At 67.4% G+C, this 26,341-nt stretch carries 21 protein-coding genes and 1 tRNA gene; 20 read left to right on the top strand and 2 right to left on the bottom strand.

What is annotated here, in order from left to right:
• Nucleotides 1–509 precede the first annotated feature (509 nt).
• Nucleotides 510–1,241 carry a hypothetical protein gene (locus tag JYK17_RS09685; RefSeq protein ID WP_234547952.1) on the top strand — a complete coding sequence of 244 codons (732 nt, stop codon included), beginning with the start codon at nucleotides 510–512 and terminating at the stop codon, nucleotides 1,239–1,241.
• Here JYK17_RS09685 and JYK17_RS09690 read toward each other — a convergent pair.
• On the bottom strand, nucleotides 1,222–2,262 hold the full coding sequence (locus JYK17_RS09690; protein ID WP_108014580.1) for an adenosine deaminase: 1,041 nt from the start codon (nucleotides 2,260–2,262) through the stop codon (nucleotides 1,222–1,224). The two genes, JYK17_RS09685 and JYK17_RS09690, sit on opposite strands and share 20 nt — an antisense overlap.
• A 115-nt stretch (nucleotides 2,263–2,377) precedes the next feature.
• On the bottom strand, nucleotides 2,378–3,604 hold the full coding sequence (locus JYK17_RS09695; protein WP_222810187.1) for a pyridoxal phosphate-dependent aminotransferase: 1,227 nt from the start codon (nucleotides 3,602–3,604) through the stop codon (nucleotides 2,378–2,380).
• A 282-nt stretch (nucleotides 3,605–3,886) separates the two neighbouring features.
• On the opposite strand from JYK17_RS09695, the gene JYK17_RS09700 reads away from it, so the two are divergent.
• The 19 genes from JYK17_RS09700 to rplC all read left to right on the top strand — a co-directional run bounded on the left by JYK17_RS09700 (nucleotide 3,887) and on the right by rplC (nucleotide 26,341).
• Nucleotides 3,887–3,959, top strand: a tRNA-Trp gene (locus JYK17_RS09700).
• Nucleotides 3,960–4,062: 103 nt separating this feature from the next.
• A complete protein-coding gene (gene secE / locus JYK17_RS09705; RefSeq protein WP_108014582.1) occupies nucleotides 4,063–4,347 on the top strand; it encodes a preprotein translocase subunit SecE in 285 nt (94 codons plus the stop codon).
• A gap of 80 nt (nucleotides 4,348–4,427) precedes the next feature.
• A complete protein-coding gene (gene nusG / locus JYK17_RS09710; RefSeq protein ID WP_108014583.1) occupies nucleotides 4,428–5,273 on the top strand; it encodes a transcription termination/antitermination protein NusG in 846 nt (281 codons plus the stop codon).
• A gap of 186 nt (nucleotides 5,274–5,459) precedes the next feature.
• Nucleotides 5,460–5,894, top strand: coding sequence for a 50S ribosomal protein L11 (rplK, locus tag JYK17_RS09715; RefSeq protein WP_108014584.1), 435 nt, complete (start codon nucleotides 5,460–5,462; stop codon nucleotides 5,892–5,894).
• An 83-nt stretch (nucleotides 5,895–5,977) separates the two neighbouring features.
• Nucleotides 5,978–6,703: a 50S ribosomal protein L1 gene (gene rplA / locus JYK17_RS09720; protein WP_108014585.1), complete on the top strand. Its 726-nt coding sequence runs from the start codon at nucleotides 5,978–5,980 to the stop codon at nucleotides 6,701–6,703.
• 142 nt (nucleotides 6,704–6,845) lie between these two features.
• Entirely contained in the window at nucleotides 6,846–7,754 is a 909-nt protein-coding gene (locus JYK17_RS09725) for an SCO4651 family lipoprotein (RefSeq protein WP_108014586.1), read from the top strand.
• Between the two features lie 110 nt (nucleotides 7,755–7,864).
• Nucleotides 7,865–8,725, top strand: coding sequence for an SCO4651 family lipoprotein (locus JYK17_RS09730; RefSeq protein WP_222810188.1), 861 nt, complete (start codon nucleotides 7,865–7,867; stop codon nucleotides 8,723–8,725).
• A 279-nt stretch (nucleotides 8,726–9,004) separates the two neighbouring features.
• Nucleotides 9,005–9,535: a 50S ribosomal protein L10 gene (rplJ, locus tag JYK17_RS09735; RefSeq protein WP_108014588.1), complete on the top strand. Its 531-nt coding sequence runs from the start codon at nucleotides 9,005–9,007 to the stop codon at nucleotides 9,533–9,535.
• A 123-nt stretch (nucleotides 9,536–9,658) separates the two neighbouring features.
• The gene (rplL, locus tag JYK17_RS09740) at nucleotides 9,659–10,045 is read left to right on the top strand and encodes a 50S ribosomal protein L7/L12 (protein ID WP_108014624.1); all 387 of its coding nucleotides are present in this window, start codon (nucleotides 9,659–9,661) and stop codon (nucleotides 10,043–10,045) included.
• Nucleotides 10,046–10,610: 565 nt separating this feature from the next.
• Complete coding sequence (gene rpoB, locus JYK17_RS09745) at nucleotides 10,611–14,096, top strand: DNA-directed RNA polymerase subunit beta (protein WP_108014589.1); 3,486 nt, start codon at nucleotides 10,611–10,613, stop codon at nucleotides 14,094–14,096.
• Nucleotides 14,097–14,192: 96 nt separating this feature from the next.
• Entirely contained in the window at nucleotides 14,193–18,092 is a 3,900-nt protein-coding gene (locus tag JYK17_RS09750; RefSeq protein ID WP_108014590.1) for a DNA-directed RNA polymerase subunit beta', read from the top strand.
• 372 nt (nucleotides 18,093–18,464) lie between these two features.
• On the top strand, nucleotides 18,465–18,926 hold the full coding sequence (locus JYK17_RS09755; protein ID WP_108014625.1) for a DUF1707 and DUF4190 domain-containing protein: 462 nt from the start codon (nucleotides 18,465–18,467) through the stop codon (nucleotides 18,924–18,926).
• A gap of 347 nt (nucleotides 18,927–19,273) precedes the next feature.
• Complete coding sequence (gene rpsL / locus JYK17_RS09760) at nucleotides 19,274–19,645, top strand: 30S ribosomal protein S12 (RefSeq protein ID WP_003948652.1); 372 nt, start codon at nucleotides 19,274–19,276, stop codon at nucleotides 19,643–19,645.
• A 2-nt stretch (nucleotides 19,646–19,647) separates the two neighbouring features.
• Complete coding sequence (gene rpsG / locus JYK17_RS09765) at nucleotides 19,648–20,118, top strand: 30S ribosomal protein S7 (protein ID WP_003992340.1); 471 nt, start codon at nucleotides 19,648–19,650, stop codon at nucleotides 20,116–20,118.
• A 39-nt stretch (nucleotides 20,119–20,157) separates the two neighbouring features.
• Nucleotides 20,158–22,284 (top strand): elongation factor G, encoded by a 2,127-nt coding sequence (gene fusA / locus JYK17_RS09770; RefSeq protein ID WP_108014591.1) that lies wholly within the window; start codon nucleotides 20,158–20,160, stop codon nucleotides 22,282–22,284.
• Between the two features lie 169 nt (nucleotides 22,285–22,453).
• On the top strand, nucleotides 22,454–23,647 hold the full coding sequence (tuf, locus tag JYK17_RS09775; RefSeq protein ID WP_030839706.1) for an elongation factor Tu: 1,194 nt from the start codon (nucleotides 22,454–22,456) through the stop codon (nucleotides 23,645–23,647).
• 202 nt (nucleotides 23,648–23,849) lie between these two features.
• Nucleotides 23,850–24,986: an acyltransferase family protein gene (locus JYK17_RS09780; RefSeq protein WP_108014592.1), complete on the top strand. Its 1,137-nt coding sequence runs from the start codon at nucleotides 23,850–23,852 to the stop codon at nucleotides 24,984–24,986.
• A gap of 384 nt (nucleotides 24,987–25,370) precedes the next feature.
• A complete protein-coding gene (gene rpsJ, locus JYK17_RS09785) occupies nucleotides 25,371–25,679 on the top strand; it encodes a 30S ribosomal protein S10 (protein WP_003948644.1) in 309 nt (102 codons plus the stop codon).
• A gap of 17 nt (nucleotides 25,680–25,696) precedes the next feature.
• A complete protein-coding gene (rplC, locus tag JYK17_RS09790) occupies nucleotides 25,697–26,341 on the top strand; it encodes a 50S ribosomal protein L3 (protein WP_046732368.1) in 645 nt (214 codons plus the stop codon).

Here is a 26,341-nt window from a genome sequence, read left to right on the forward strand (position 1 = left end):
AGTTCCGTCGGCGATCTGCCGCCCGTCGAGGTTCGCCCGCCGCCTCGCCCGGACCCTGACCGCCGGAATCCGCGTTGCCGACGGCCCGGCGTGACCGCGAGGCTGGGCGCATGACACACCACGCCGCGCCGGACGGCCGTACCGCTCAACCCGCCGCATGCGCCTGAGCCTTCACGAGTTCCGTCGGCGATCTGCCGCCCGTCGAGGTTCGCCCGCCGCCGCGCCCGGACCCTGACCGCCGGAATCTGCGTTGCCGACGGCCCGGCGTGACGGCGAGGCTGGGGGCATGACACACCACGCCTCGCCGGACGGCCGTACCGCTCAACCCGCCGCATGCGCCTGAGACTTCACGAGTTCCGTCGGCGATCTGCCGCCCGTCGAGGTTCGCCCGCCGCCTCGCCCGGACCCTGACCGCCGGAATCCGCGTTGCCGACGGCCCGGCGTGACCGCGAGGCTGGGGGCATGACACACCACGCCTCGCCGGACGGCCGTACCGCTCAACCCGCCGCATGCGCCTGAGACTTCACGAGTTCCGCCCCCGCCTCGGCCCCCACGAACACCGCGTGGTCCAGCCCCGCCCGCCCCTGCGCCACACCTCGCTGACCGCCCCCGACCCGATCGGCCTGCTGCTGGGCGACCACGACGGACTGAGCCGGCTCTCGGGCCTGTTCTCCTTCGCCGCCCGCTCCCGCCGCACGATCGTGCATGTGCCGCTGCGCGACGGGGTCCCGCCCGACGAGGGATGCGGCGAACGGGTCGACCTCGTCCTGGCCCATCACACGAGCGGCCTGCGCCCCGGCATGTGGCCCGAACTGCGCCGCCGGCTGCGGCAGGAGACCCCCCTGACGGTCCGCACCGACGAGGCGCGCACCGCCCGCGACGCCGAGGCGTGGCGCGTGCGGTTCGGGCGGGCGGACTTCCGGGACGAGCTGCGGCACGCCACACACGCCCGGACCCTCTTCCTGTTCGGCAGCCGGGGCGTCTTCGCCGAGACCGCCACGAGCCTGGCCCACGCTGCGGGCTGGGGACCGCACCAGAAGCACGTCCACGCCGGGCACTCGGCACTGATGGCGGCCCTCCCGGCGCTGGTGCAGCCGCCCGGCGGCGGACACGACGTCGAGGTGCTGATCTGCTTCAAGCCCCACCCGCCCTACGCCCAATTCCAGCGGCACATCGAGCAGCACTTCGAGCGGGACCTCAAGCGGGACTTCCAGCGAACCCTCAATCCACCGGAGCGCTGAGCCAGTCGTCGACGCCCGACAGCAGCTTCGCCTTCACGTCCTCCGGCGCCGCCGAGGCGCGTACCGACTGGCGGGCCACTTCCGCCAGCTCCGCGTCGGTGAAGTTGTGGTGGTGCCGTGCGATCTCGTACTGGGCGGCCAGCCGCGAGCCGAACAGCAGCGGGTCGTCGGCGCCCAGGGCCATCGGGACGCCGGCGTCGAGGAAGGTCCGCAGCGGCACGTCCTCCGGCTTCTCGTACACACCCAGGGCCACGTTCGAGGCCGGGCACACCTCGCACGTCACGCCCCTGCGCGCGAGGCGCTCCATCAGCCGTGGGTCCTCCGCCGCCCGCACACCGTGCCCGATGCGGTGGGCGTCCAGGTCGTCCAGGCAGGCACGCACCGAGGCCGGACCCGTCAGCTCGCCGCCGTGCGGGGCCGACAGCAGCCCGCCCTCCCGCGCGATCGCGAACGCCCGGTCGAAGTCCCGCGCCATGCCCCGACGCTCGTCGTTGGACAGACCGAAGCCGACCACGCCCCGCTCCGCGTACCGCACGGCCAGCCGGGCCAGCGTGCGGGCGTCCAGCGGGTGCTTCATACGGTTCGCGGCGACCAGCACCCGCATCCCGAGGCCCGTCTCCCGCATCGTCGTCTCCACCGCGTCCAGGATGATCTCCAGCGCCGGGATCAGACCGCCCAGACGGGGCGCGTACGACGTCGGGTCCACCTGGATCTCCAGCCAGCCCGAGCCGTCCTTCAGGTCCTCCTCGGCGGCTTCGCGCACCAGGCGCCGGATGTCCTCGGGCTGCCGCAGGCACGAGCGGGCGGCGTCGTAGAGCCGCTGGAAGCGGAACCAGCCCCGCTCGTCCGTCGCCCGCAGTTTCGGCGGCTCCCCGCTGGTCAGTGCCTCGGTCAGCGTCTCGGGCAGCCGTACGCCGTACTTGTCGGCCAGCTCCAGGACGGTGGCGGGCCGCATCGACCCGGTGAAATGCAGATGCAGATGGGCCTTCGGCAGCTCAGAGACATCACGTACACGCTCCATCCCAGGATCCTGCCGTACGTCCCGGCCGTCCCGGTAGCCGATTCCCCGTACGTGGTCTTGCTCGCACGAAAAAACGGGCCACCCCGTGCGAGGTGGCCCGTCCAATGCGGCGGCGTCAGTCCCGCGCCTCCGCCAGCAGCTTCTGGATGCGGCTGACACCCTCGACGAGGTCCTCGTCACCCAGGGCGTACGACAGCCGCAGATAGCCCGGCGTGCCGAAGGCCTCGCCCGGGACGACCGCGACCTCGGCCTCCTCCAGGATCAGCGCGGCCAGCTCGACCGTGTCCTGCGGGCGCTTGCCGCGGATCTCCTTGCCGAGCAGGGCCTTGACCGACGGGTAGGCGTAGAAGGCGCCCTCGGGCTCGGGGCACAGCACGCCGTCGATCTCGTTGAGCATCCGCACGATGGTCTTGCGGCGCCGGTCGAAGGCCTCGCGCATCTTTGCCACGGCCTCCAGGTCACCGGAGACGGCGGCCTGGGCGGCGACCTGCGCGACGTTCGACACGTTCGACGTGGCGTGCGACTGCAGGTTGGTGGCCGCCTTGACGACGTCCTTGGGGCCGATGACCCAGCCCACGCGCCAGCCCGTCATCGCGTACGTCTTCGCCACGCCGTTGACGACGATGCACTTGTCGCGCAGCTCGGGCAGCAGCGCCGGAAGCGACACGGAGACGGCGTCGCCGTACACCAGGTGCTCGTAGATCTCGTCGGTCAGCACCCACAGGCCGTGCTCGACGGCCCAGCGGCCGATCGCCTCGGTCTCGGCCTCGGTGTGGACCGCGCCGGTCGGGTTGGAGGGGGAGACGAAGAGGACGACCTTCGTCTTCTCCGTGCGCGCCGCCTCCAGCTGCTCCACACTCACGCGGTAGCCGGTCGTCTCGTCCGCGACGACCTCCACCGGCACACCGCCGGCCAGCCGGATCGACTCCGGGTACGTCGTCCAGTACGGCGCCGGCACGATGACCTCGTCGCCCGGGTCGAGGATCGCGGCGAACGCCTCGTAGATGGCCTGCTTGCCGCCGTTGGTGACGAGGATCTGCGAGACGTCCGGCTCGTAGCCCGAGTCGCGCAGCGTCTTCGCGGCGATCGCGGCCTTGAGCTCGGGCAGACCGCCGGCCGGGGTGTACCGGTGGTACTTCGGGTTCGAGCAGGCCTCGATCGCGGCCTGCACGATGTAGTCCGGGGTCGGGAAGTCGGGTTCACCGGCGCCGAAGCCGATCACCGGACGCCCGGCGGCCTTGAGGGCCTTGGCCTTGGCGTCCACGGCGAGGGTGGCGGACTCGGAGATCGCGCCGACTCGGGCGGAGACCCGGCGCTCGGTGGGAGGGGTTGCAGCGCTCATGGGGCCCATCGTTTCAGACCGGAAACCCGCGCGGCACGCGGGTTTCACAGACTGAACATCCACGGGTCGGCCGTTGAACACCCGTCCGGAATCCACGCTCGGCCTGGGTGATCTTCCGTCCGCCGCCCGGAGCTCCTCCTGCCCCAAGGCCCCTACGGGCGCTTTCTGTTCGACGGGGCGCGTCGGACCACGTACACTCTCACCTCGTTGGCCATCAGCTGCCGCGCACGGACGGTGCACACCGAGCACTCGTCCGGATGCGGTACGTTGGGGGACACACAAAGGGTCGTAGCTCAATTGGTAGAGCACCGGTCTCCAAAACCGGCGGTTGGGGGTTCAAGTCCCTCCGGCCCTGCTACACACACCTTCGCCAGGTGTGCGCGTACGTACAGCAATGCACAGCCGTGCGGCTCAGACCGGGCGCGGCACGGCCACGACCCGGGAACAGGTGAGGACGAATGGCGGACGCCGTGGGCTCCATCGACACGCCTGATGCCCAGGACGAGGCACAGGAGCCCAAGAAGGCCCGCAAGGGCGGCAAGCGGGCCAAGAAGGGTCCGTTCAAGAGGCTTGCCCTCTTCTACCGCCAGGTGGTCGCCGAACTCCGCAAGGTCGTCTGGCCCACGCGCAACCAGCTGACGACGTACACCAGCGTGGTGATTGTCTTCGTCGTCATCATGATCGGCCTGGTGACCGTGATTGACTATGGGCTCAACCACGCGGCCAAGTACGTCTTCGGCTGAGCCGAGAGCGAAGGGCGCCGAGGTACCCGGCGCCCCTTTCGCGTGTTCCACCCCTATGTATCCAGGAAGAAGCAGCCACCGTGTCTGACACGAACCTGAACGACGACGCCATCGAGCCGAACGAGTCCGTGGACGACGAGCTCGACATCGTCGAGGGCGCGGACGAGCAGGACGAGTTCGAGGCTGCCGAGGCCGAGGCGGGCGCGCCCGCCGAGGAGGCCGCTGTGCAGGTCGTGGACGACGAGGAGGGTGCGGACGAGCAGTCCGCGCAGGAGCCCGTCGAGGAAGAGACCGAGCCGGCCGAACCGGTCGACCCGGTCGCGGCCCTCCGCGAGGAACTGCGCACGCTGCCCGGCGAGTGGTACGTCATCCACACCTACGCCGGCTACGAGAACCGCGTGAAGACCAACCTCGAACAGCGCGCCGTCTCGCTGAACGTCGAGGACTACATCTTCCAGGCCGAGGTGCCGCAGGAAGAGGTCGTCCAGATCAAGAACGGCGACCGCAAGACCATCAAGCAGAACAAGCTCCCGGGCTACGTCCTGGTCCGCATGGACCTGACGAACGAGTCCTGGGGCGTCGTGCGCAACACCCCCGGCGTCACCGGCTTCGTGGGCAACGCCTACGACCCGTACCCGCTGACCCTGGACGAGATCGTCAAGATGCTCGCCCCGGAGGCCGAGGAGAAGGCCGCCCGCGAGGCCGCCGAGGCCGAGGGCAAGCCCGCTCCGCAGCGCAAGGTCGAGGTCCAGGTGCTGGACTTCGAGGTCGGCGACTCGGTCACCGTCACCGACGGCCCGTTCGCCACGCTGCAGGCGACCATCAACGAGATCAACCCCGACTCGAAGAAGGTCAAGGGCCTGGTGGAGATCTTCGGCCGCGAGACGCCGGTCGAGCTCTCCTTCGACCAGATCCAGAAGAACTAGCTTCTTCCGCACTGAGCTTCACCGAGCTTCACAGAGCTTCCGACCAGGTCAGGCGAGCGCTCGATGCTTGTCTGACCTGCTCGGTTTTTGGCCGCGCATCCATACCCGTTATCGTTGTGCGGTATGCCTGCGTTCGGGTGGTCCCCGTAGGCAGGCAGGACCCGAACCGAAAGGACCCGGAGAGCAATGCCTCCCAAGAAGAAGAAGGTCACGGGGCTCATCAAGCTCCAGATCCAGGCCGGCGCCGCCAACCCGGCCCCGCCGGTCGGCCCCGCGCTGGGTCAGCACGGCGTCAACATCATGGAGTTCTGCAAGGCGTACAACGCCGCGACCGAGTCGCAGCGTGGCTGGGTGATCCCGGTGGAGATCACGGTCTACGAGGACCGTTCCTTCACCTTCATCACCAAGACGCCGCCGGCCGCCAAGATGATCCTCAAGGCCGCGGGCGTGGAGAAGGGCTCCGGCGAGCCGCACAAGACCAAGGTCGCCAAGATCACCCAGGCGCAGGTCCGCGAGATCGCCACCACCAAGATGGCCGACCTGAACGCCAACGACCTGGACGCCGCCGCGAAGATCATCGCCGGCACCGCGCGTTCCATGGGCGTCACGGTCGAGGGCTGAGCCCCAACCCCCCCGTACATCAGCAGAAGTGGCGGGGCCTGCTCGGCCCGGACCACGACTCCTAAGACTCACCAGGAGAAGCAGTGAGCAAGCGCAGCAAGTCTCTCCGCGCTGCGGACGAGAAGATCGACCGGGACAAGCTCTACGCCCCGCTCGAGGCCGTCCGTCTCGCCAAGGAGACCTCCACGACCAAGTTCGACGGCACCGTCGAGGTCGCCTTCCGTCTGGGTGTCGACCCGCGCAAGGCCGACCAGATGGTCCGTGGCACCGTGAACCTTCCGCACGGCACCGGTAAGACCGCCCGGGTCCTGGTCTTCGCGACCGGTGACCGTGCCGAGGCCGCGCGTGCCGCGGGCGCCGACATCGTCGGTGCCGACGAGCTGATCGACGAGGTGTCGAAGGGGCGTCTGGACTTCGACGCCGTCGTCGCCACCCCGGACCTCATGGGCAAGGTCGGCCGCCTCGGCCGCGTGCTCGGTCCCCGTGGTCTGATGCCGAACCCCAAGACCGGCACCGTGACCCCGGACACCGCCAAGGCCGTCACCGAGATCAAGGGCGGCAAGATCGAGTTCCGCGTCGACAAGCACTCGAACCTGCACTTCATCATCGGCAAGACGTCCTTCGAGGACGACAAGCTGGTGGAGAACTACGGCGCGGCCCTGGAGGAGATCCTCCGTCTGAAGCCGTCCGCCGCCAAGGGCCGCTACATCAAGAAGGCCGCGGTCAGCACCACCATGGGCCCCGGTATCCCGGTCGACCCGAACCGCACCCGCAACCTCCTCGTCGAGGAGGACCCGGCCGCCGTCTGATCCTGACGGCAGTCGCGCCTACGCGTGCTCGACGCGGGCCCCGCAACCTTCCGAGGTGCGGGGCCCGTCGCATTTCCCCGTACGGCTGTCGGTGCGCTGCGTTAGCGTGCAGGCACAGCAATCGCACAGGGGTGGGGGACGAATGAACAGCACGAGCGTGCGCCGGATCGGTCTCTTCGTCGCGGCGGTCGCCGCGCTGTCGGGGGCGACCGCCTGCTCCTCGGGCTCCTCGGGGGGCTCCGGCAAGGACGACAAGGCATCCGGCGGGGGCGCCTCGCATCTCAGCCCCATGGCGGCGCTGCGCACCGCGGAGAAGTCCACCGACGGCGCCGACTCCGCCAAGGTCGAGTCCACCACCACGATGGGCTCCCTGATGGCGATGAAGGCCGACGGCGCCCTCGGCTGGTCCGACGGCCTCACCGGCAACCTCACCATCACGTACACCGGCGGCACCATGGCCGACACCATGCGCCAGCTCGGCACCACGTCCATGCAGGCCCGCTATCTGCCCGACGCCTACTACGCCAGGATGGGCGAGAAGTTCGCCCAGCAGGCGGGCGGCAAGCACTGGATCCGGTACGGCTACGACGACCTCGCCGACCTCGGCGGCAACTCCGGCGCCTACCTCAAGGACCAGATGCAGAACACGACGCCCAACCAATCGGTGAAGCTCCTGCTGGCCTCCGGGGACGTCAAGAAGGTCGGCGCCGAGAAGGTGCGCGGGGTGAACACCACGCACTATGCGGGCACGGTGGACGTCGCCGACCTCGCCGGCAAGAACTCCAACCTCACGGCGAGCCAGCTGGCCGGCCTGAAGAAGCAGCTCACCCAGGCCGGAGTCACCACCGAGACCGTCGACATCTGGATCGACGACCAGGACCTGCTGGTCAAGAAGACCGAGAAGGGCCAGATGTCGGCCGGTGAGTACAGCCAGACCGCGTTCTACAGCGACTACGGCGTGAAGGTCGCCGCCCAGCAGCCCCCGGCGGGCGACACCGAGGACTTCAAGGCACTGCTGAAGAAGCAGGGCGGCGCCACCGCGACCCCCTGAGCCCGGAGTTGCTCCTGGTGAGCACGGGAATCGAGAAGACTTCCGAGGCGGGTGAGGTTAAGCTCACGGCTCACCTGTGAATTTGCCATGTGTTTCCTTGGGGGGAATCAATGCAGTCTCCCGTACGTGGTTCCGTGCGCCGCCACGCGACCGGCGCCGGCCTCGCCGCCCTGCTGCTCGCCGCGGGCGCCGTCGGCTGCCAGAAGGGCGACGACGCCGGCGCGGACAAGTCGCCGGCGATGACGCCCGCCGCGGCCGTCGCCAAGGCCGCGAAGAACAGCGAGAACATCACGTCCCTGCACTACCGCATGACGGGGAAGGTCCCGGAGGAGGGGCAGGTCACCGGCGAGGCCTCGATGAGCATGAAACCGCTCGCGATGAGCATGAAGATGAACGCGAAGGGCCAGGGCCCGGTCGAGATCCGGCTCGTCGACAACGCCATGTACATCGGCGGCAGCGCCGAGATGTCCAAGGAGATGGACGGCAAGAGCTGGATCAAGTTCGACATGTCCGCGGCCGGCGCCGACAAGGCGCTGAACACCGACGAGCTGGGCGCCGGCCAGACAGGCAAGAACCCGGCGAGCGACTCCACTTTCCTCACCGGCTCAAAGGACGTGAAGAAGGTCGGCACCGAGACCGTCGAGGGCGTGAAGACCACCCACTACAAGGGCACGGTCACGCTCGCCGACCTCAAGTCCTCCTTCAAGGACGACAGCAAGGCGGTCCGCGAGCAGCGCGAGAAGAGCCTTCAGGAGTACGAGAAGATGGGCATCGACTCGATGACCATGGACATGTGGATCGACGGCGCCGACCACACCAAGCAGTTCCGGATGCGCGGCGACGCCGACAAGGGCCCGATGGACGTGACCATCACGTTCCTCGACTACAACAAGCCGGTGACCGTCACGGCCCCGCCCGCCAAGGACACCGCCGACCTGGCCGAGATGATGAAGGGCGCCCAGAGCGGCTGAGTCCCGTAGGACCGGATTTGCCTGACGGCGATCCGGTCACGTACTCTCCTGAAGAAGCCAAAGACCGCTGGTCGTTGCTGTGCGCTCACAAGAGGGCTCGGTGGCCGAAGGATCCGCTGAACTGCGGACGACCCGCGCAGGTGACTGTGGAAGTGCTCCCGGCAAGCCCCTGTCCAAGGGGATTCCGGTCGAGCTACGCCCCGAGCGCCTGCGCCGGGGCGTTTCGTTTTCCCCAGCCCCTTCCGAGCGGTCTCATCACCCGGAAGGAGGCCGACGCTTATGGCAAGGCCCGACAAGGCTGCCGCGGTGGCCGAGCTGACGGAGCAGTTCCGCAGCTCGAACGCCGCCGTGCTGACCGAGTACCGGGGTCTCACCGTGGCGCAGCTCAAGACGCTGCGTCGTTCGCTCGGTGAGAACGCCCAGTACGCCGTGGTGAAGAACACGCTGACCAAGATTGCGGCCAACGAGGCCGGGATCTCTACGCTCGACGACCTGTTCAACGGTCCGACGGCGGTCGCCTTCGTCACCGGTGACCCGGTGGAGTCGGCGAAGGGTCTTCGTGACTTCGCCAAGGACAACCCGAATCTCGTCATCAAGGGCGGTGTCCTTGACGGCAAGGCGATGTCCGCCGACGAGATCAAGAAGCTTGCGGACCTCGAGTCCCGCGAGGTTCTGCTCGCCAAGCTGGCGGGCGCCATGAAGGGCAAGCAGACGCAGGCTGCTCAGGTCTTCCAGGCGCTCCCGTCGAAGCTCGTCCGCACCGTGGACGCTCTTCGCGCCAAGCAGGACGAGCAGGGCGGTGCCGAGTAACTCGGCTCGCGAAATGACCGCCGCCTGAAGGCTTCGGCCCCGAGGCAGCGGTCGTAGCGGGCCGACAGTACGCCCGCCATACATGTACATCCGGCACCAGCCGAATTGAATGGAAGGAAAGCCATCGTGGCTCTCACCCAGGACGAACTGCTCGCCGAGTTCGAGGGCATGACCCTCATCCAGCTCTCCGAGTTCGTGAAGGCGTTCGAGGAGAAGTTCGACGTCACCGCCGCCGCCGCGGCCGTCGCCGTTGCCGCCCCCACCGGTGGTGGCGCTGCCGCCGAGGCCGTCGAGGAGAAGGACGAGTTCGACGTCATCCTCACCGGCGCCGGCGACAAGAAGATCCAGGTCATCAAGGTCGTGCGTGAGCTGACCTCCCTCGGCCTGAAGGAGGCCAAGGACCTGGTGGACGGCGCCCCGAAGCCCGTCCTCGAGAAGGTTGCCAAGGACGCCGCCGACAAGGCGAAGGAGTCCCTCGAGGGCGCCGGCGCCTCGGTCGAGGTCAAGTAAGACCTCACGGCTCCACCGGGCGTGTAACGCCTGAGCATTGAAGAGCGATCATCCATCCGGGTGGTCGCTCTTCGGCGTTCCGGGGCGTCGGGCGGCGGCTGCCTTGCGGCGAACGGTGCGCGGAGTATGGTGATCTTCGTCGTGCCGCAGAATGCCAAGGCCCCCCAGTTGACATGTGGTTTGGGCCATGGGGGCCTTGACGAACCGCACGCAGCGCGCAATTCTCAGGACGCGTCGTCACAACGATCCGAATCCGAGGCATGGATCGGCGACGAAGAGGGCAGTATCAACGTGCATCGAGGGCAGGCATGCCGAGGGCGTTGAGGACAACGAGGGTCACAGAAAATCGGGGCTGGACATCAGTGTGCCAAGTGGCTACACTGACCCTTTGCGCTGCCTGTTAGCTGTCCCCTGCCCGTCACCAGGGGTCTGCCCTCGCCCCAGCACCGACGATCAGACCGTCCCTGACCTGGCCCAAAAGCCGTCTCAGGGAAATCTGTCCTCGTGCGCTGGATGAGGGACCGGTACGCGCGTAGTGAGTCCGAGCCCTCGGAAGGACCCCCTCTTGGCCGCCTCGCGCAATGCCTCGACCGCGAATACGAACAACGGCGCCAGCACCGCCCCGCTGCGCATCTCTTTTGCAAAGATCAAGGAGCCTCTCGAGGTTCCCAACCTGCTCGCGCTGCAGACCGAGAGCTTTGACTGGCTGCTCGGCAACACCGCCTGGCAGAGTCGGGTCGAGGAGGCTCTGGAATCCGGTCAGGATGTCCCCACCAAGTCCGGCCTCGAAGAGATCTTCGAGGAGATCTCCCCGATCGAGGACTTCTCCGGGTCGATGTCGCTGACGTTCCGCGACCACCGTTTCGAGCCGCCGAAGAACTCGATCGACGAGTGCAAGGAGCGCGACTTCACGTACGCGGCTCCGCTCTTCGTCACGGCCGAGTTCACCAACAACGAGACCGGCGAGATCAAGTCCCAGACGGTCTTCATGGGCGACTTCCCGCTCATGACCAACAAGGGCACCTTCGTCATCAACGGCACCGAGCGTGTCGTGGTGTCGCAGCTGGTCCGTTCGCCGGGTGTCTACTTCGACTCCTCCATCGACAAGACGTCCGACAAGGACATCTTCTCCGCGAAGATCATCCCGTCCCGGGGTGCCTGGCTGGAGATGGAGATCGACAAGCGCGACATGGTCGGTGTCCGCATCGACCGCAAGCGCAAGCAGTCCGTCACCGTGCTCCTGAAGGCTCTCGGTTGGACGACCGAGCAGATCCTCGAGGAGTTCGGCGAGTACGAGTCGATGCGCGCCACCCTGGAGAAGGACCACACCCAGGGCCAGGACGACGCGCTGCTCGACATCTACCGCAAGCTGCGTCCGGGCGAGCCCCCCACGCGTGAGGCCGCGCAGACGCTGCTCGAGAACCTCTACTTCAACCCCAAGCGCTACGACCTCGCCAAGGTCGGCCGCTACAAGGTCAACAAGAAGCTGGGTGCGGACGCTCCGCTGGACGCGGGCATCCTGACCGTCGAGGACATCATCTCGACGATCAAGTACCTGGTGAAGCTGCACGCCGGCGAGATCGAGACGACCGCCGACAACGGCCAGACGATCGTCGTCGAGACCGACGACATCGACCACTTCGGCAACCGCCGTCTGCGCAGCGTCGGCGAGCTCATCCAGAACCAGGTCCGTACGGGCCTGGCGCGTATGGAGCGAGTCGTCCGCGAGCGCATGACGACCCAGGACGTCGAGGCGATCACGCCGCAGACCCTGATCAACATCCGGCCGGTCGTCGCCTCCATCAAGGAGTTCTTCGGCACCAGCCAGCTGTCGCAGTTCATGGACCAGAACAACCCGCTGTCGGGTCTCACCCACAAGCGCCGCCTGTCGGCTCTTGGCCCGGGTGGTCTCTCCCGTGAGCGGGCCGGCTTCGAGGTCCGTGACGTGCACCCCTCGCACTACGGCCGCATGTGCCCGATCGAGACGCCCGAAGGCCCGAACATCGGTCTGATCGGCTCGCTCGCCTCCTACGGCCGGGTCAACGCGTTCGGTTTCGTCGAGACGCCGTACCGCAAGGTCGTCGACGGCCAGGTCACCGACGAGGTCGACTACCTGACCGCCGACGAGGAGGACCGCTTCGTCATCGCGCAGGCCAACGCCACGCTGACGGACGACCTGCGCTTCGCCGAGAACCGCGTCCTGGTCCGCCGCCGTGGCGGCGAGGTCGACTACGTCGCCGGTGACGACGTGGACTACATGGACGTCTCCCCGCGCCAGATGGTGTCGGTCGCGACCGCCATGATCCCGTTCCTGGAGCACGACGACGCCAACCGTGCCCTGATGGGCGCGAACATGATGCGTCAGGCCGTGCCGCTCATCAAGAGCGAGGCCCCGCTCGTCGGCACCGGCATGGAGTACCGCTCCGCGGTCGACGCCGGCGACGTGGTCAAGGCCGAGAAGGCGGGTGTGGTCCAGGAGGTCTCCGCGGACTACATCACCACCGCCAACGACGACGGCACGTACATCACGTACCGCCTGGCCAAGTTCGCCCGCTCCAACCAGGGCACCTCGGTCAACCAGAAGGTCATCGTCAGCGAGGGCGACCGCCTCGTCGAGGGCCAGGTCCTCGCCGACGGTCCCGCCACGCAGGAGGGCGAGATGGCCCTCGGCAAGAACCTGCTGGTCGCGTTCATGCCGTGGGAGGGTCACAACTACGAGGACGCGATCATCCTGTCGCAGCGCCTCGTGCAGGACGACGTCCTCTCCTCGATCCACATCGAGGAGCACGAGGTCGACGCCCGTGACACCAAGCTCGGCCCCGAGGAGATCACCCGGGACATCCCGAACGTCTCCGAGGAGGTCCTCGCCGACCTCGACGAGCGCGGCATCATCCGCATCGGTGCCGAGGTCATCGCCGGCGACATCCTCGTCGGCAAGGTGACCCCCAAGGGCGAGACCGAGCTGACCCCCGAGGAGCGCCTGCTGCGCGCGATCTTCGGTGAGAAGGCCCGTGAGGTCCGTGACACCTCGCTGAAGGTGCCGCACGGCGAGACCGGCAAGGTCATCGGTGTGCGCGTCTTCGACCGCGAGGAGGGCGACGAGCTTCCACCCGGTGTGAACCAGCTGGTGCGCGTGTACGTGGCGCAGAAGCGCAAGATCACCGACGGTGACAAGCTCGCCGGCCGGCACGGCAACAAGGGCGTCATCTCCAAGATCCTGCCGATCGAGGACATGCCGTTCCTGGAGGACGGCACCCCGGTCGACATCATCCTCAACCCGCTGGGTGTCCCGTCCCGAATGAACCCGGGACAGGTCCTGGAGATCCACCTCGGCTGGCTCGCCAGCCGCGGCTGGGACGTCTCCGGCCTCAGCGAGGAGTGGGCGCAGCGCCTGCAGGCGATCGGCGCCGACCAGGTCGACCCGGGCACGAACGTCGCGACCCCCGTCTTCGACGGTGCGCGCGAGGACGAGCTCGCGGGTCTGCTGCAGCACACCATCCCGAACCGGGACGGCGAGCGCATGGTGCTCCCGTCCGGCAAGGCGCGGCTGTTCGACGGCCGCAGCGGTGAGCCGTTCCCGGAGCCGATCTCGGTCGGCTACATGTACATCCTCAAGCTCCACCACCTTGTCGACGACAAGCTGCACGCCCGCTCCACCGGTCCGTACTCGATGATCACCCAGCAGCCGCTGGGTGGTAAGGCCCAGTTCGGCGGCCAGCGGTTCGGCGAGATGGAGGTGTGGGCGCTGGAGGCCTACGGCGCCGCCTACGCCCTCCAGGAGCTGCTGACCATCAAGTCCGACGACGTGACCGGCCGCGTGAAGGTGTACGAGGCCATCGTCAAGGGCGAGAACATCCCCGAGCCCGGCATCCCCGAGTCCTTCAAGGTGCTCATCAAGGAGATGCAGTCGCTCTGCCTGAACGTGGAGGTGCTGTCCAGCGACGGTATGTCCATCGAGATGCGTGACACCGACGAGGACGTCTTCCGCGCTGCGGAGGAGCTCGGCATCGACCTGTCCCGGCGCGAGCCGAGCAGCGTCGAAGAGGTCTGACGGGAGTCCGGCGGGCCCTGACCGACCAGGGCCCGCCGACCCCCAGGCCCCCGTTTCAGACCACAGACTCACGACCCTGAGAGGGATTGACGCATAGTGCTCGACGTCAACTTCTTCGACGAGCTCCGGATCGGCCTGGCCACCGCTGACGACATCCGTCAGTGGAGCCACGGCGAGGTCAAGAAGCCCGAGACCATCAACTACCGCACCCTCAAGCCCGAGAAGGACGGACTCTTCTGCGAGAAGATCTTCGGTCCGACCCGGGACTGGGAGTGCTACTGCGGCAAGTACAAGCGTGTCCGCTTCAAGGGCATCATCTGTGAGCGCTGCGGCGTCGAGGTGACCCGCGCCAAGGTGCGCCGTGAGCGGATGGGCCACATCGAACTGGCCGCGCCCGTCACGCACATCTGGTACTTCAAGGGCGTCCCGTCGCGGCTGGGCTACCTGCTCGACCTGGCTCCCAAGGACCTCGAGAAGGTCATCTACTTCGCGGCGTACATGATCACGTACGTCGACGAGGAGCGCCGTACCCGCGACCTGCCCTCCCTGGAGGCGCACGTCTCCGTGGAGCGTCAGCAGGTGGAGAACCGCCGGGACGCCGACCTGGAGGCCCGCGCCAAGAAGCTCGAGACCGACCTGGCCGAGCTGGAGGCCGAGGGCGCCAAGGCCGACGTGCGCCGCAAGGTGCGCGAGGGTGCCGAGCGCGAGATGAAGCAGCTGCGCGACCGTGCGCAGCGCGAGATCGACCGTCTCGACGAGGTGTGGACCCGGTTCAAGAACCTCAAGGTCCAGGACCTCGAGGGCGACGAGCTGCTCTACCGCGAGCTGCGCGACCGCTTCGGCACGTACTTCGACGGTTCGATGGGTGCCGCGGCGCTGCAGAAGCGCCTGGAGTCCTTCGACCTCGAGGAGGAGGCCGAGAAGCTCCGCGAGATCATCCGCACCGGCAAGGGCCAGAAGAAGACCCGCGCCCTGAAGCGGCTGAAGGTGGTGTCCGCGTTCCTGCAGACCTCCAACAGCCCCAAGGGCATGGTTCTCGACTGCGTCCCGGTCATCCCGCCGGACCTCCGCCCGATGGTGCAGCTGGACGGTGGCCGCTTCGCGACCTCCGACCTGAACGACCTGTACCGCCGTGTGATCAACCGCAACAACCGCCTCAAGCGCCTTCTCGACCTCGGTGCGCCCGAGATCATCGTGAACAACGAGAAGCGCATGCTCCAGGAGGCCGTCGACGCGCTCTTCGACAACGGCCGCCGCGGCCGCCCGGTCACGGGCCCCGGCAACCGTCCGCTGAAGTCGCTGTCCGACATGCTCAAGGGCAAGCAGGGCCGCTTCCGCCAGAACCTGCTCGGCAAGCGCGTGGACTACTCCGCGCGTTCCGTCATCGTCGTCGGCCCGCAGCTGAAGCTGCACCAGTGCGGTCTGCCGAAGGCGATGGCGCTGGAGCTGTTCAAGCCGTTCGTGATGAAGCGGCTCGTGGACCTCAACCACGCGCAGAACATCAAGTCCGCCAAGCGCATGGTCGAGCGCGGCCGCACCGTCGTGTACGACGTCCTCGAAGAGGTCATCGCCGAGCACCCGGTGCTGCTCAACCGTGCTCCCACCCTGCACCGCCTCGGCATCCAGGCCTTCGAGCCGCAGCTGGTCGAGGGCAAGGCCATCCAGATCCACCCGCTCGTGTGCACCGCGTTCAACGCGGACTTCGACGGTGACCAGATGGCCGTGCACCTGCCGCTGTCCGCGGAGGCGCAGGCCGAGGCCCGCATCCTGATGCTGTCCTCGAACAACATCCTCAAGCCGGCCGACGGCCGTCCGGTGACGATGCCGACCCAGGACATGGTCCTCGGTCTGTTCTTCCTCACCACCGACGGCGAGATGCGGAACGTGAAGGGCGAGGACCGCTCCTTCGCGTCCGTGGCCGAGGCGATCATGGCGTTCGACGCCGGCGACCTCTCGCTGCAGTCGAAGGTGGACATCCGCTTCCCGGTGGGCACCATCCCGCCGCGCGGCTGGACGCCTCCGGCGCAGGAGGAGGGCGAGCCCGAGTGGCAGCAGGGTGACACCTTCCGGCTGAAGACCACGCTGGGCCGCGCGCTCTTCAACGAGCTGCTGCCCGAGGACTACCCGTTCGTCGACTACGAGGTCGGCAAGAAGCAGCTCTCCGAGATCGTCAACGACCTCGCCGAGCGCTACCCCAAGGTCATCGTGGCGGCGACGCTCGACAACCTGAAGGCGGCCGGCTTCTTCTGGGCGACCCGTTCCGGCGTCACCGTGGCCATCTCCGACGTCGTCGTTCCCGAGGCGAAGAAGGAGATCGTCAAGGGTTACGAGGCGCAGGACGAGAAGGTCCAGAAGCAGTACGAGCGCGGTCTGATCACCAAGGACGAGCGCACGCAGGAGCTCATCGCGATCTGGACCAAGGCGACCAACGAGGTCGCCGAGGCGATGAACGACAACTTCCCGAAGACCAACCCGATCTTCATGATGGTGAACTCGGGTGCACGAGGCAACATGATGCAGATGCGTCAGATCGCCGGTATGCGTGGTCTGGTGTCGAACGCGAAGAACGAGACGATCCCGCGTCCGATCAAGGCGTCGTTCCGCGAGGGCCTGTCCGTGCTGGAGTACTTCATCTCCACGCACGGTGCCCGTAAGGGTCTGGCGGACACCGCCCTGCGTACCGCCGACTCCGGTTACCTCACCCGTCGTCTGGTCGACGTCTCCCAGGACGTCATCATTCGCGAGGAGGACTGCGGTACCGACCGCGGTCTGCGCCTCAAGATCGCCGACCGGGGCGCCGACGGCGTCCTGCGCAAGGCGGACGACGTCGAGACCAGCGTGTACGCGCGCTGCCTCGCCGAGGACATCGTGGTCGACGGCAAGGTGCTCGCCCCGGCGGGCGTCGACCTCGGTGACGTGCTCATCGACCAGCTGGTCGCCAACGGCATCGAAGAGGTCAAGACCCGCTCGATCCTGACCTGCGAGTCCCAGGTCGGCACCTGCGCCATGTGCTACGGCCGCTCGCTGGCCACCGGCAAGCTGGTCGACATCGGTGAGGCGGTCGGCATCATCGCCGCCCAGTCCATCGGTGAGCCCGGCACCCAGCTGACGATGCGTACCTTCCACACCGGTGGTGTGGCCGGTGACGACATCACCCAGGGTCTGCCGCGTGTCGTCGAGCTCTTCGAGGCCCGTACGCCCAAGGGTGTCGCCCCGATCTCCGAGGCCTCCGGCCGCATCCGGATCGAGGAGACCGAGAAGACCAAGAAGATCGTCGTCACCCCGGACGACGGCAGCGACGAGACGGCGTTCCCGATCTCGAAGCGCGCCCGTCTCCTGGTCAGCGAGGGCGAGCACGTCGAGGTGGGCCAGAAGCTCACCGTGGGTGCCACCAACCCGCACGACGTGCTGCGCATCCTGGGCCAGCGTGCCGTCCAGGTCCACCTGGTCGGCGAGGTCCAGAAGGTCTACAACTCGCAGGGTGTGTCGATCCACGACAAGCACATCGAGATCATCATCCGGCAGATGCTGCGCCGTGTGACGATCATCGAGTCCGGCGACGCCGAGCTGCTGCCCGGCGAGCTGGTCGAGCGCTCGAAGTTCGAGACCGAGAACCGTCGTGTGGTCCAGGAGGGCGGTCACCCGGCCTCCGGCCGGCCGCAGCTCATGGGCATCACCAAGGCCTCGCTGGCCACGGAGTCCTGGCTGTCGGCGGCGTCCTTCCAGGAGACGACGCGAGTCCTCACGGACGCGGCGATCAACGCCAAGTCCGACTCGCTCATCGGCCTCAAGGAGAACGTCATCATCGGTAAGCTCATCCCGGCCGGTACGGGCCTGTCCCGCTACCGCAACATCCGGGTCGAGCCGACCGAGGAGGCCAAGGCCGCGATGTACTCGGCCGTCGGCTACGACGACATCGACTACTCGCCGTTCGGCACCGGCTCCGGCCAGGCCGTCCCGCTGGAGGACTACGACTACGGTCCGTACAACCAGTAAGCGAGCAGCTTGAGCGGTCGAAGGGCGGTCACCCCGTGGGGTGGCCGCCCTTCGGCGTCCGTACGGGTACGCACAGCGGATCAGGGTGGATCGGGGGGTGACGCGCCCTGTGCCGGAAATGCCGGTTCGGCGCATCATGGAAGGACTCGGGGGTTCGGGGAGGTACTCGTGTCCAATCCGTCATGGCAACCCTGGCAGCCGGAGCAGAGCGAACCACAGCGGGCGCAGGACGTCCCGCGGTCGGGGCAGGACGCGCCGCGGCCCTGGCAGAAGACCTCGCGCCACGGCGAGCAGCTCCCGCGGCCCTGGGACGGCGCCGTGCCCGCTGGGCGGGACCTCGGGCAGCCCTGGCAGGCGCAGGGCGTCCCGGCCATGCTCGCCTCGCACGCGGACCGTGAGCGGGCGGTGGACGTGCTCAGGGCGGGGTACGGGGAAGGGCGGCTGGAGCACGCCGAGTTCGAGAAGCGGGTCGAGCGGGCCTATGCGGCGCGGACCGTGGGGGAGCTGGCCCTGCTCGTCGCCGACCTGCCGCAGGGTCCGGTACCCGTCACCCGGCTCGTCGCGCCCGTCCCGGCGACCTTCCTGCCGGCCCCCGCGCCCACGAACGGCAAGGCGGTCGGCTCCATGGTGTGCGGGCTGCTCACCCTCTTCACCGTCGGCCTGACCGGCATCCCCGCGGTCATCCTCGGCCACACCGCGCGCACCGAGATGCAGCGCACCGGCGAGCGGGGCGAGGGCTTCGCGGTGACCGGGCTGGTGCTCGGCTGGCTGTCGGTCGCGGGCTGGGCGCTCGTCATCACGATCCTCATCGCGGCGGGGCTGGCGACCTCATGAGATGAGCACGGGACGAGCTGCGGCGACGTGGCCACCGGCGGGGTCTGAACGTGAATTCGAAGATCATGTACGGCGTAGGGTCTTGACATCCTGTGCGGTCCGGTGCGGGTGCGGCCCATTTGTTTTGACCACAGCGAATGAGGTAGGTACGCTCAGACCTTGTGCCTGGGGTGTGCCCTGGCTCTCGTGCGTGCCTTCAACCGCATCGCGAGCTGTAAGCGGCCACCGTGATCTGTGCTCTTTCCTGCCTAGCGGCGGGGGTCCACCGGATTCGACACACCCGACCGCGTGGGTCGGCGACGTTCCAGGTTAGCTTCACCATTCGGCACACAGAAACCGGAGAAGTAGTGCCTACGATCCAGCAGCTGGTCCGCAAGGGCCGGCAGGACAAGGTCGAGAAGAACAAGACGCCCGCACTCGAGGGTTCCCCTCAGCGTCGCGGCGTCTGCACGCGTGTGTTCACGACCACCCCGAAGAAGCCGAACTCGGCCCTGCGTAAGGTCGCGCGTGTGCGTCTGACCAGCGGGATCGAGGTCACCGCTTACATTCCGGGTGAGGGACACAACCTGCAGGAGCACTCCATCGTGCTCGTGCGCGGCGGCCGTGTGAAGGACCTGCCGGGTGTTCGCTACAAGATCATCCGTGGTTCGCTCGACACCCAGGGTGTCAAGAACCGCAAGCAGGCCCGCAGCCGCTACGGCGCCAAGAAGGAGAAGTAAGAATGCCTCGTAAGGGCCCCGCCCCGAAGCGCCCGGTCATCATCGACCCGGTCTACGGTTCTCCTCTGGTGACCTCCCTCATCAACAAGGTGCTGCTCAACGGCAAGCGCTCCACCGCCGAGCGCATCGTCTACGGCGCCATGGAGGGTCTGCGTGAGAAGACGGGCAACGACCCGATCATCACGCTGAAGCGCGCGCTGGAGAACATCAAGCCGACCCTCGAGGTCAAGTCCCGCCGTGTCGGTGGTGCGACGTACCAGGTTCCGATCGAGGTCAAGCCCGGTCGCGCCAACACGCTCGCGCTGCGCTGGCTGGTCGGTTACTCGCGCGCCCGTCGCGAGAAGACCATGACCGAGCGTCTGCTCAACGAGCTTCTCGACGCCTCCAACGGCCTCGGTGCCGCTGTGAAGAAGCGCGAGGACACCCACAAGATGGCCGAGTCCAACAAGGCCTTCGCGCACTACCGCTGGTAGTCGCTTCCCCTATCGAGACCGAGAGAAGACTGAAGCCTTATGGCTACCACTTCACTTGACCTGGCCAGGGTCCGCAACATCGGGATCATGGCCCACATCGACGCGGGCAAGACGACCACCACCGAGCGGATCCTCTTCTACACCGGCGTCAGCTACAAGATCGGTGAAGTCCACGACGGTGCCGCCACCATGGACTGGATGGAGCAGGAGCAGGAGCGTGGCATCACGATCACCTCTGCTGCCACCACCTGTCACTGGCCGCTCGAGGACAACGACTACACGATCAACATCATCGACACCCCCGGGCACGTCGACTTCACGGTCGAGGTGGAGCGTTCGCTCCGCGTCCTCGACGGTGCCGTCACGGTGTTCGACGGTGTCGCCGGTGTCGAGCCGCAGTCCGAGACGGTGTGGCGTCAGGCCGACCGTTACGGCGTGCCGCGCATCTGCTTCGTGAACAAGCTGGACCGTACCGGCGCCGAGTTCCACCGCTGCGTGGACATGATCTCGGACCGCCTGGGCGCCCAGCCGCTCGTCATGCAGCTCCCGATCGGCGCCGAGGCCGACTTCAAGGGCGTCGTGGACCTGGTCCGCATGAAGGCGCTCGTGTGGTCCGCCGAGGCCGCCAAGGGCGAGATGTACGACGTCGTCGACATCCCGGCCACGCACACCGAGGCCGCCGAGGAGTGGCGCGGCAAGCTGGTCGAGGCCGTCGCGGAGAACGACGAAGAGATCATGGAGCTGTACCTGGAGGGCCAGGAGCCCACCGAGGAGCAGCTGTACGCCGCGATCCGTCGCATCACCATCGCGTCCGGCAAGTCCAGCGACACCACGGTCACCCCGGTGTTCTGCGGTACCGCGTTCAAGAACAAGGGCGTTCAGCCCCTGCTCGACGCGGTCGTGCGCTACCTGCCGACCCCGCTCGACGTCGAGGCCATCGAGGGCCACGACGTCAAGGACCCCGAGGTCGTCGTCAAGCGCAAGCCGTCCGACGACGAGCCGCTGTCCGCGCTGGCGTTCAAGATCATGAGCGACCCGCACCTCGGCAAGCTCACCTTCGTCCGGGTCTACTCGGGCCGCCTGGAGTCCGGCACCGCCGTGCTGAACTCCGTCAAGGGCAAGAAGGAGCGCATCGGCAAGATCTACCGCATGCACGCGAACAAGCGTGAGGAGATCGACTCGGTGGGCGCCGGCGACATCATCGCCGTCATGGGCCTGAAGCAGACCACCACCGGTGAGACGCTGTCCGACGACAAGAACCCGGTGATCCTGGAGTCCATGGACTTCCCGGCGCCGGTCATTCAGGTCGCCATCGAGCCCAAGTCCAAGGGTGACCAGGAGAAGCTGGGTGTCGCCATCCAGCGTCTCGCGGAGGAGGACCCCTCCTTCCAGGTTCACTCGGACGAGGAGACCGGCCAGACCATCATCGGCGGCATGGGCGAACTGCACCTCGAGGTGCTGGTCGACCGCATGCGCCGTGAGTTCAAGGTCGAGGCGAACGTCGGCAAGCCGCAGGTCGCCTACCGCGAGACGATCCGCAAGGCCGTCGAGCGCGTGGACTACACCCACAAGAAGCAGACCGGTGGTACCGGTCAGTTCGCCAAGGTGCAGATCGCGATCGAGCCCATCGAGGGCGGCGACGCCTCGTACGAGTTCGTGAACAAGGTGACCGGTGGCCGTATCCCGAAGGAGTACATCCCTTCGGTCGACGCCGGTGCGCAGGAGGCCATGCAGTTCGGCATCCTCGCGGGCTACGAGATGACGGGCGTGCGCGTCACGCTCATCGACGGTGGCTACCACGAGGTCGACTCCTCCGAGCTCGCCTTCAAGATCGCCGGCTCGCAGGCCTTCAAGGAGGCCGCCCGCAAGGCCAGCCCCGTGCTGCTCGAGCCGATGATGGCCGTCGAGGTCACCACGCCCGAGGACTACATGGGCGAGGTCATCGGCGACATCAACTCCCGCCGTGGCCAGATCCAGGCCATGGAGGAGCGGGCCGGTGCCCGCGTCGTGAAGGGCCTCGTGCCCCTCTCGGAGATGTTCGGTTACGTCGGCGACCTGCGCAGCAAGACGTCCGGCCGCGCCAGCTACTCCATGCAGTTCGACTCCTACGCCGAGGTTCCGCGGAACGTCGCCGAGGAGATCATCGCGAAGGCCAAGGGCGAGTAACGCACTGCGTTAACGCACTGCGTCCACACGCCTTAGGCTTGACTCCGGAGCCTGCCGGGGCATTCCTCCCCATTCGTGGGGGAGTGCCCCGGGGCCCGGGCCATGACAGCAAAGATCACCTGGCGCCGATGAAGTAAGGCGTACCAGAACCACTCCCAGGAGGACCCCAGTGGCGAAGGCGAAGTTCGAGCGGACTAAGCCGCACGTCAACATCGGCACCATCGGTCACATCGACCACGGTAAGACGACCCTCACGGCCGCCATTACCAAGGTGCTGCACGACGCGTACCCGGACCTGAACGAGGCCTCGGCGTTCGACCAGATCGACAAGGCTCCCGAAGAGCGCCAGCGCGGTATCACCATCTCCATCGCGCACGTCGAGTACCAGACTGAGACGCGTCACTACGCCCACGTCGACTGCCCCGGTCACGCGGACTACATCAAGAACATGATCACGGGTGCGGCGCAGATGGACGGCGCCATCCTCGTGGTCGCCGCCACCGACGGCCCGATGCCGCAGACCAAGGAGCACGTGCTCCTGGCCCGCCAGGTCGGCGTTCCGTACATCGTCGTCGCCCTGAACAAGGCCGACATGGTGGACGACGAGGAGATCCTGGAGCTCGTCGAGCTCGAGGTCCGTGAGCTGCTCTCCGAGTACGAGTTCCCGGGCGACGACCTGCCGGTCGTCAAGGTCTCCGCGCTCAAGGCCCTCGAGGGCGACAAGGAGTGGGGCAACTCCGTCCTCGAGCTGATGAAGGCCGTGGACGAGAACATCCCGCAGCCCGAGCGCGACGTCGACAAGCCGTTCCTGATGCCGATCGAGGACGTCTTCACGATCACCGGTCGCGGTACGGTCGTCACCGGCCGTATCGAGCGTGGTGTCCTCAAGGTCAACGAGACCGTCGACATCGTGGGCATCAAGCAGGAGAAGACCACCACCACGGTCACCGGCATCGAGATGTTCCGCAAGCTGCTCGACGAGGGCCAGGCCGGTGAGAACGTCGGTCTGCTCCTCCGTGGCATCAAGCGCGAGGACGTCGAGCGCGGCCAGGTCATCATCAAGCCCGGTTCGGTCACGCCGCACACCGAGTTCGAGGCCCAGGCCTACATCCTGTCGAAGGACGAGGGTGGCCGTCACACCCCCTTCTTCAACAACTACCGCCCGCAGTTCTACTTCCGCACGACGGACGTGACCGGCGTGGTGACCCTCCCCGAGGGCACCGAGATGGTCATGCCGGGTGACAACACCGAGATGAAGGTGGAGCTCATCCAGCCCGTCGCCATGGAAGAGGGCCTGAAGTTCGCCATCCGTGAGGGTGGCCGGACGGTCGGCGCCGGCCAGGTCACCAAGATCAACAAGTGATCTTGGCCCGCAAGGGCTGACCAGGCAGGTTTGGGAAGGGCCCGTACGACTCCGGTCGTACGGGCCCTTTCGCACGTCCGGTGAAGGCTGGGCGAACTCTGCGGGACGCGCTGTCCGGAGCATTCCTGTATGTCCACTTCGGGGCTGAAGTGACGCCCTAGCGTGAGGGAGTTCCGAGCAGCCAGACAGGGGATGATCCTTGATGTCCGTGATGGTCGACCGGCCGACGCGGCAGTTGCGAACGGTGCGGGTCCACCGTCCCCCACGCCGCCCCGAGCGCCCGCGGCTGTACGCCATCGACGGACTGCGCCTGCTCGCCGCCCTGATGGTGGCCGTGCACCACTACGCGGGCAGTTGGCGCGTCGACCAGCCGGGCAACGCGGTCTGGGGCCGGCCGGTCTCCGAGACCATGCCGACGGTGTTCCGTCTCGCCGCCTACGGCTGGATCGGCGTCGAGGTCTTCTTCGTGATCAGCGGCTTCGTCATCTGCATGTCGTGCTGGGGGCGCACTCCGCGGCAGTTCTTCGTCTCGCGGGTCATCCGGCTCTATCCGGCGTACTGGTTCGGCATCGTGTTCACCACCGTCTTCGTGGTGGCGATGCCCGGCGTCTGGCAGCGGCTGAAGGTGCGCGACATCCTGCTCAACCTCACGATGCTGCAGTCCGGTTCGGGCGTGGACAGCGTCGACGGCGTGTACTGGACACTCTGGTCGGAGCTGCGCTTCTACCTGCTCTTCATGGCCGTGGTCGCCACCGGACTGACGTACCGCAAGGTGGTCGTCTTCTGCTGCGTCTGGGGCGCGGCGGCCATGCTCGCCCCCGTGGCGGACTTCCGGCTGCTGACGCTGGCCGCGAACCCGGACGGCGCCTGGTTCTTCATCGCCGGCCTCGCCCTCCACCTCATGCACCGCTTCGGGCAGGACCTGCTGCTGTGGGGCATTCTCGCGCTGGCCTGGCTGATGGGGCAGCGCCAACTGGGCGTCAGGATCGACGACTTCGAGCATGTCTCCGGCTGGCGGGGCTGCACGGCGCTCTTCACCGTCTTCCTGCTCGCCCTGGTCGCGATCGCGCTCGGCGCCACGGACCGCGTCCGCTGGAGGTGGCTGGTCACCGCCGGCAGCCTGACCTATCCGCTGTATCTGATCCACTACGTGGCCGGTACGACGCTGATCAACCGGCTCGACGGCACCATGGACCCGCGGCTGCTGGTGGCCCTGGTGATCGCCGGCTTCCTGGCCCTGAGTTGGCTGGTGCACCGGTTCGTGGAACGGCCGGTGGCGCGGCTGCTGAAACGGGGCCTGGACGCGTCGTTCGCGCGGCTGCGGAACGCGGAGGCGTAGGGCGGGTGTTTGACCTGCGTCACCTTCGGGGTATTCTCTCCGGCTCGATTGGCCAGGCCCCTGCCCCATATGGCAGACTGTCGGAGTTGCTCGGTCGAGTGTTGATGCTGCGCGCCTCCCGCCGGGAGGACTGGAAGCGAGTCCCACAGTACTCGTCGCCCTAACTGCCGTAAGGCAGCGCTGGGGCGGACGTACGGGAATCTTCCGGGAAGTGCGGTGCGGCACTGGCCAGGCACCCGGTGAATCTCTTTCTCTGACAAGGGATGTTCGAACAAGGGACATCTGTGTCAGCGAAAGCGCGACACGCCCGACCGCGTGGGTCGGAGGTGGAGCGCATGGAAACCGGGTCCAGAGCGTGAACAGACAAGGGACTACTGAGTAGCCATGGCGGGACAGAAGATCCGCATCCGGCTCAAGGCCTACGACCACGAGGTCATCGACTCCTCGGCGAAGAAGATCGTCGAGACGGTGACGCGTACTGGTGCGTCGGTCGCGGGCCCGGTGCCGCTGCCCACTGAGAAGAACGTGTACTGCGTCATCAAGTCGCCGCACAAGTACAAGGACTCGCGCGAGCACTTCGAGATGCGTACCCACAAGCGCCTGATCGACATCCTCGACCCGACGCCCAAGACCGTTGACTCTCTGATGCGACTCGACCTCCCGGCCGGTGTCGACATCGAGATCAAGCTCTGAGGGCCGGTGATCTGAGAATGGCTAAGCAGATCAAGGGCATCCTGGGCGAGAAGCTCGGCATGACGCAGGTGTGGGACGAGAACAACCGTGTTGTTCCGGTCACCGTCGTCAAGGCCGGCCCCAACGTCGTCACCCAGGTCCGTACGAACGACGTCGACGGCTACGAGTCGGTCCAGATCGCCTTCGGCGAGATCGACCCGCGCAAGGTGAACAAGCCCCTCAAGGGCCACTTCGCCAAGGCCGACGTCACCCCGCGCCGTCACCTCGTCGAGATCCGTACCGCTGACGCCGCCGAGTACACGCTCGGCCAGGAAGTCACGGCCGAGGTCTTCGAGGCGGGCGTGAAGGTCGACGTCACCGGCAAGAGCAAGGGCAAGGGCTTCGCCGGCGTCATGAAGCGTCACAACTTCAAGGGCCTCGGCGCCGGTCACGGCACCCAGCGCAAGCACCGCTCGCCCGGTTCCATCGGTGGCTGCGCCACCCCGGGCCGTGTGTTCAAGGGCCTCCGCATGGCGGGTCGCATGGGCAACGAGCGGGTCACCACCCAGAACCTGACCGTCCACGCCGTTGACGCGGAGAAGGGTCTGCTGCTCATCAAGGGCGCGGTTCCCGGTCCGAACGGCGGCCTCGTCCTGGTCCGCACCGCGGCCAAGGGGGCCTGA

Origin of the sequence: Streptomyces plumbidurans (assembly GCF_019857225.1) — a bacterium.
Taxonomy (GTDB): Bacteria; Actinomycetota; Actinomycetes; order Streptomycetales; family Streptomycetaceae; genus Streptomyces; species Streptomyces plumbidurans.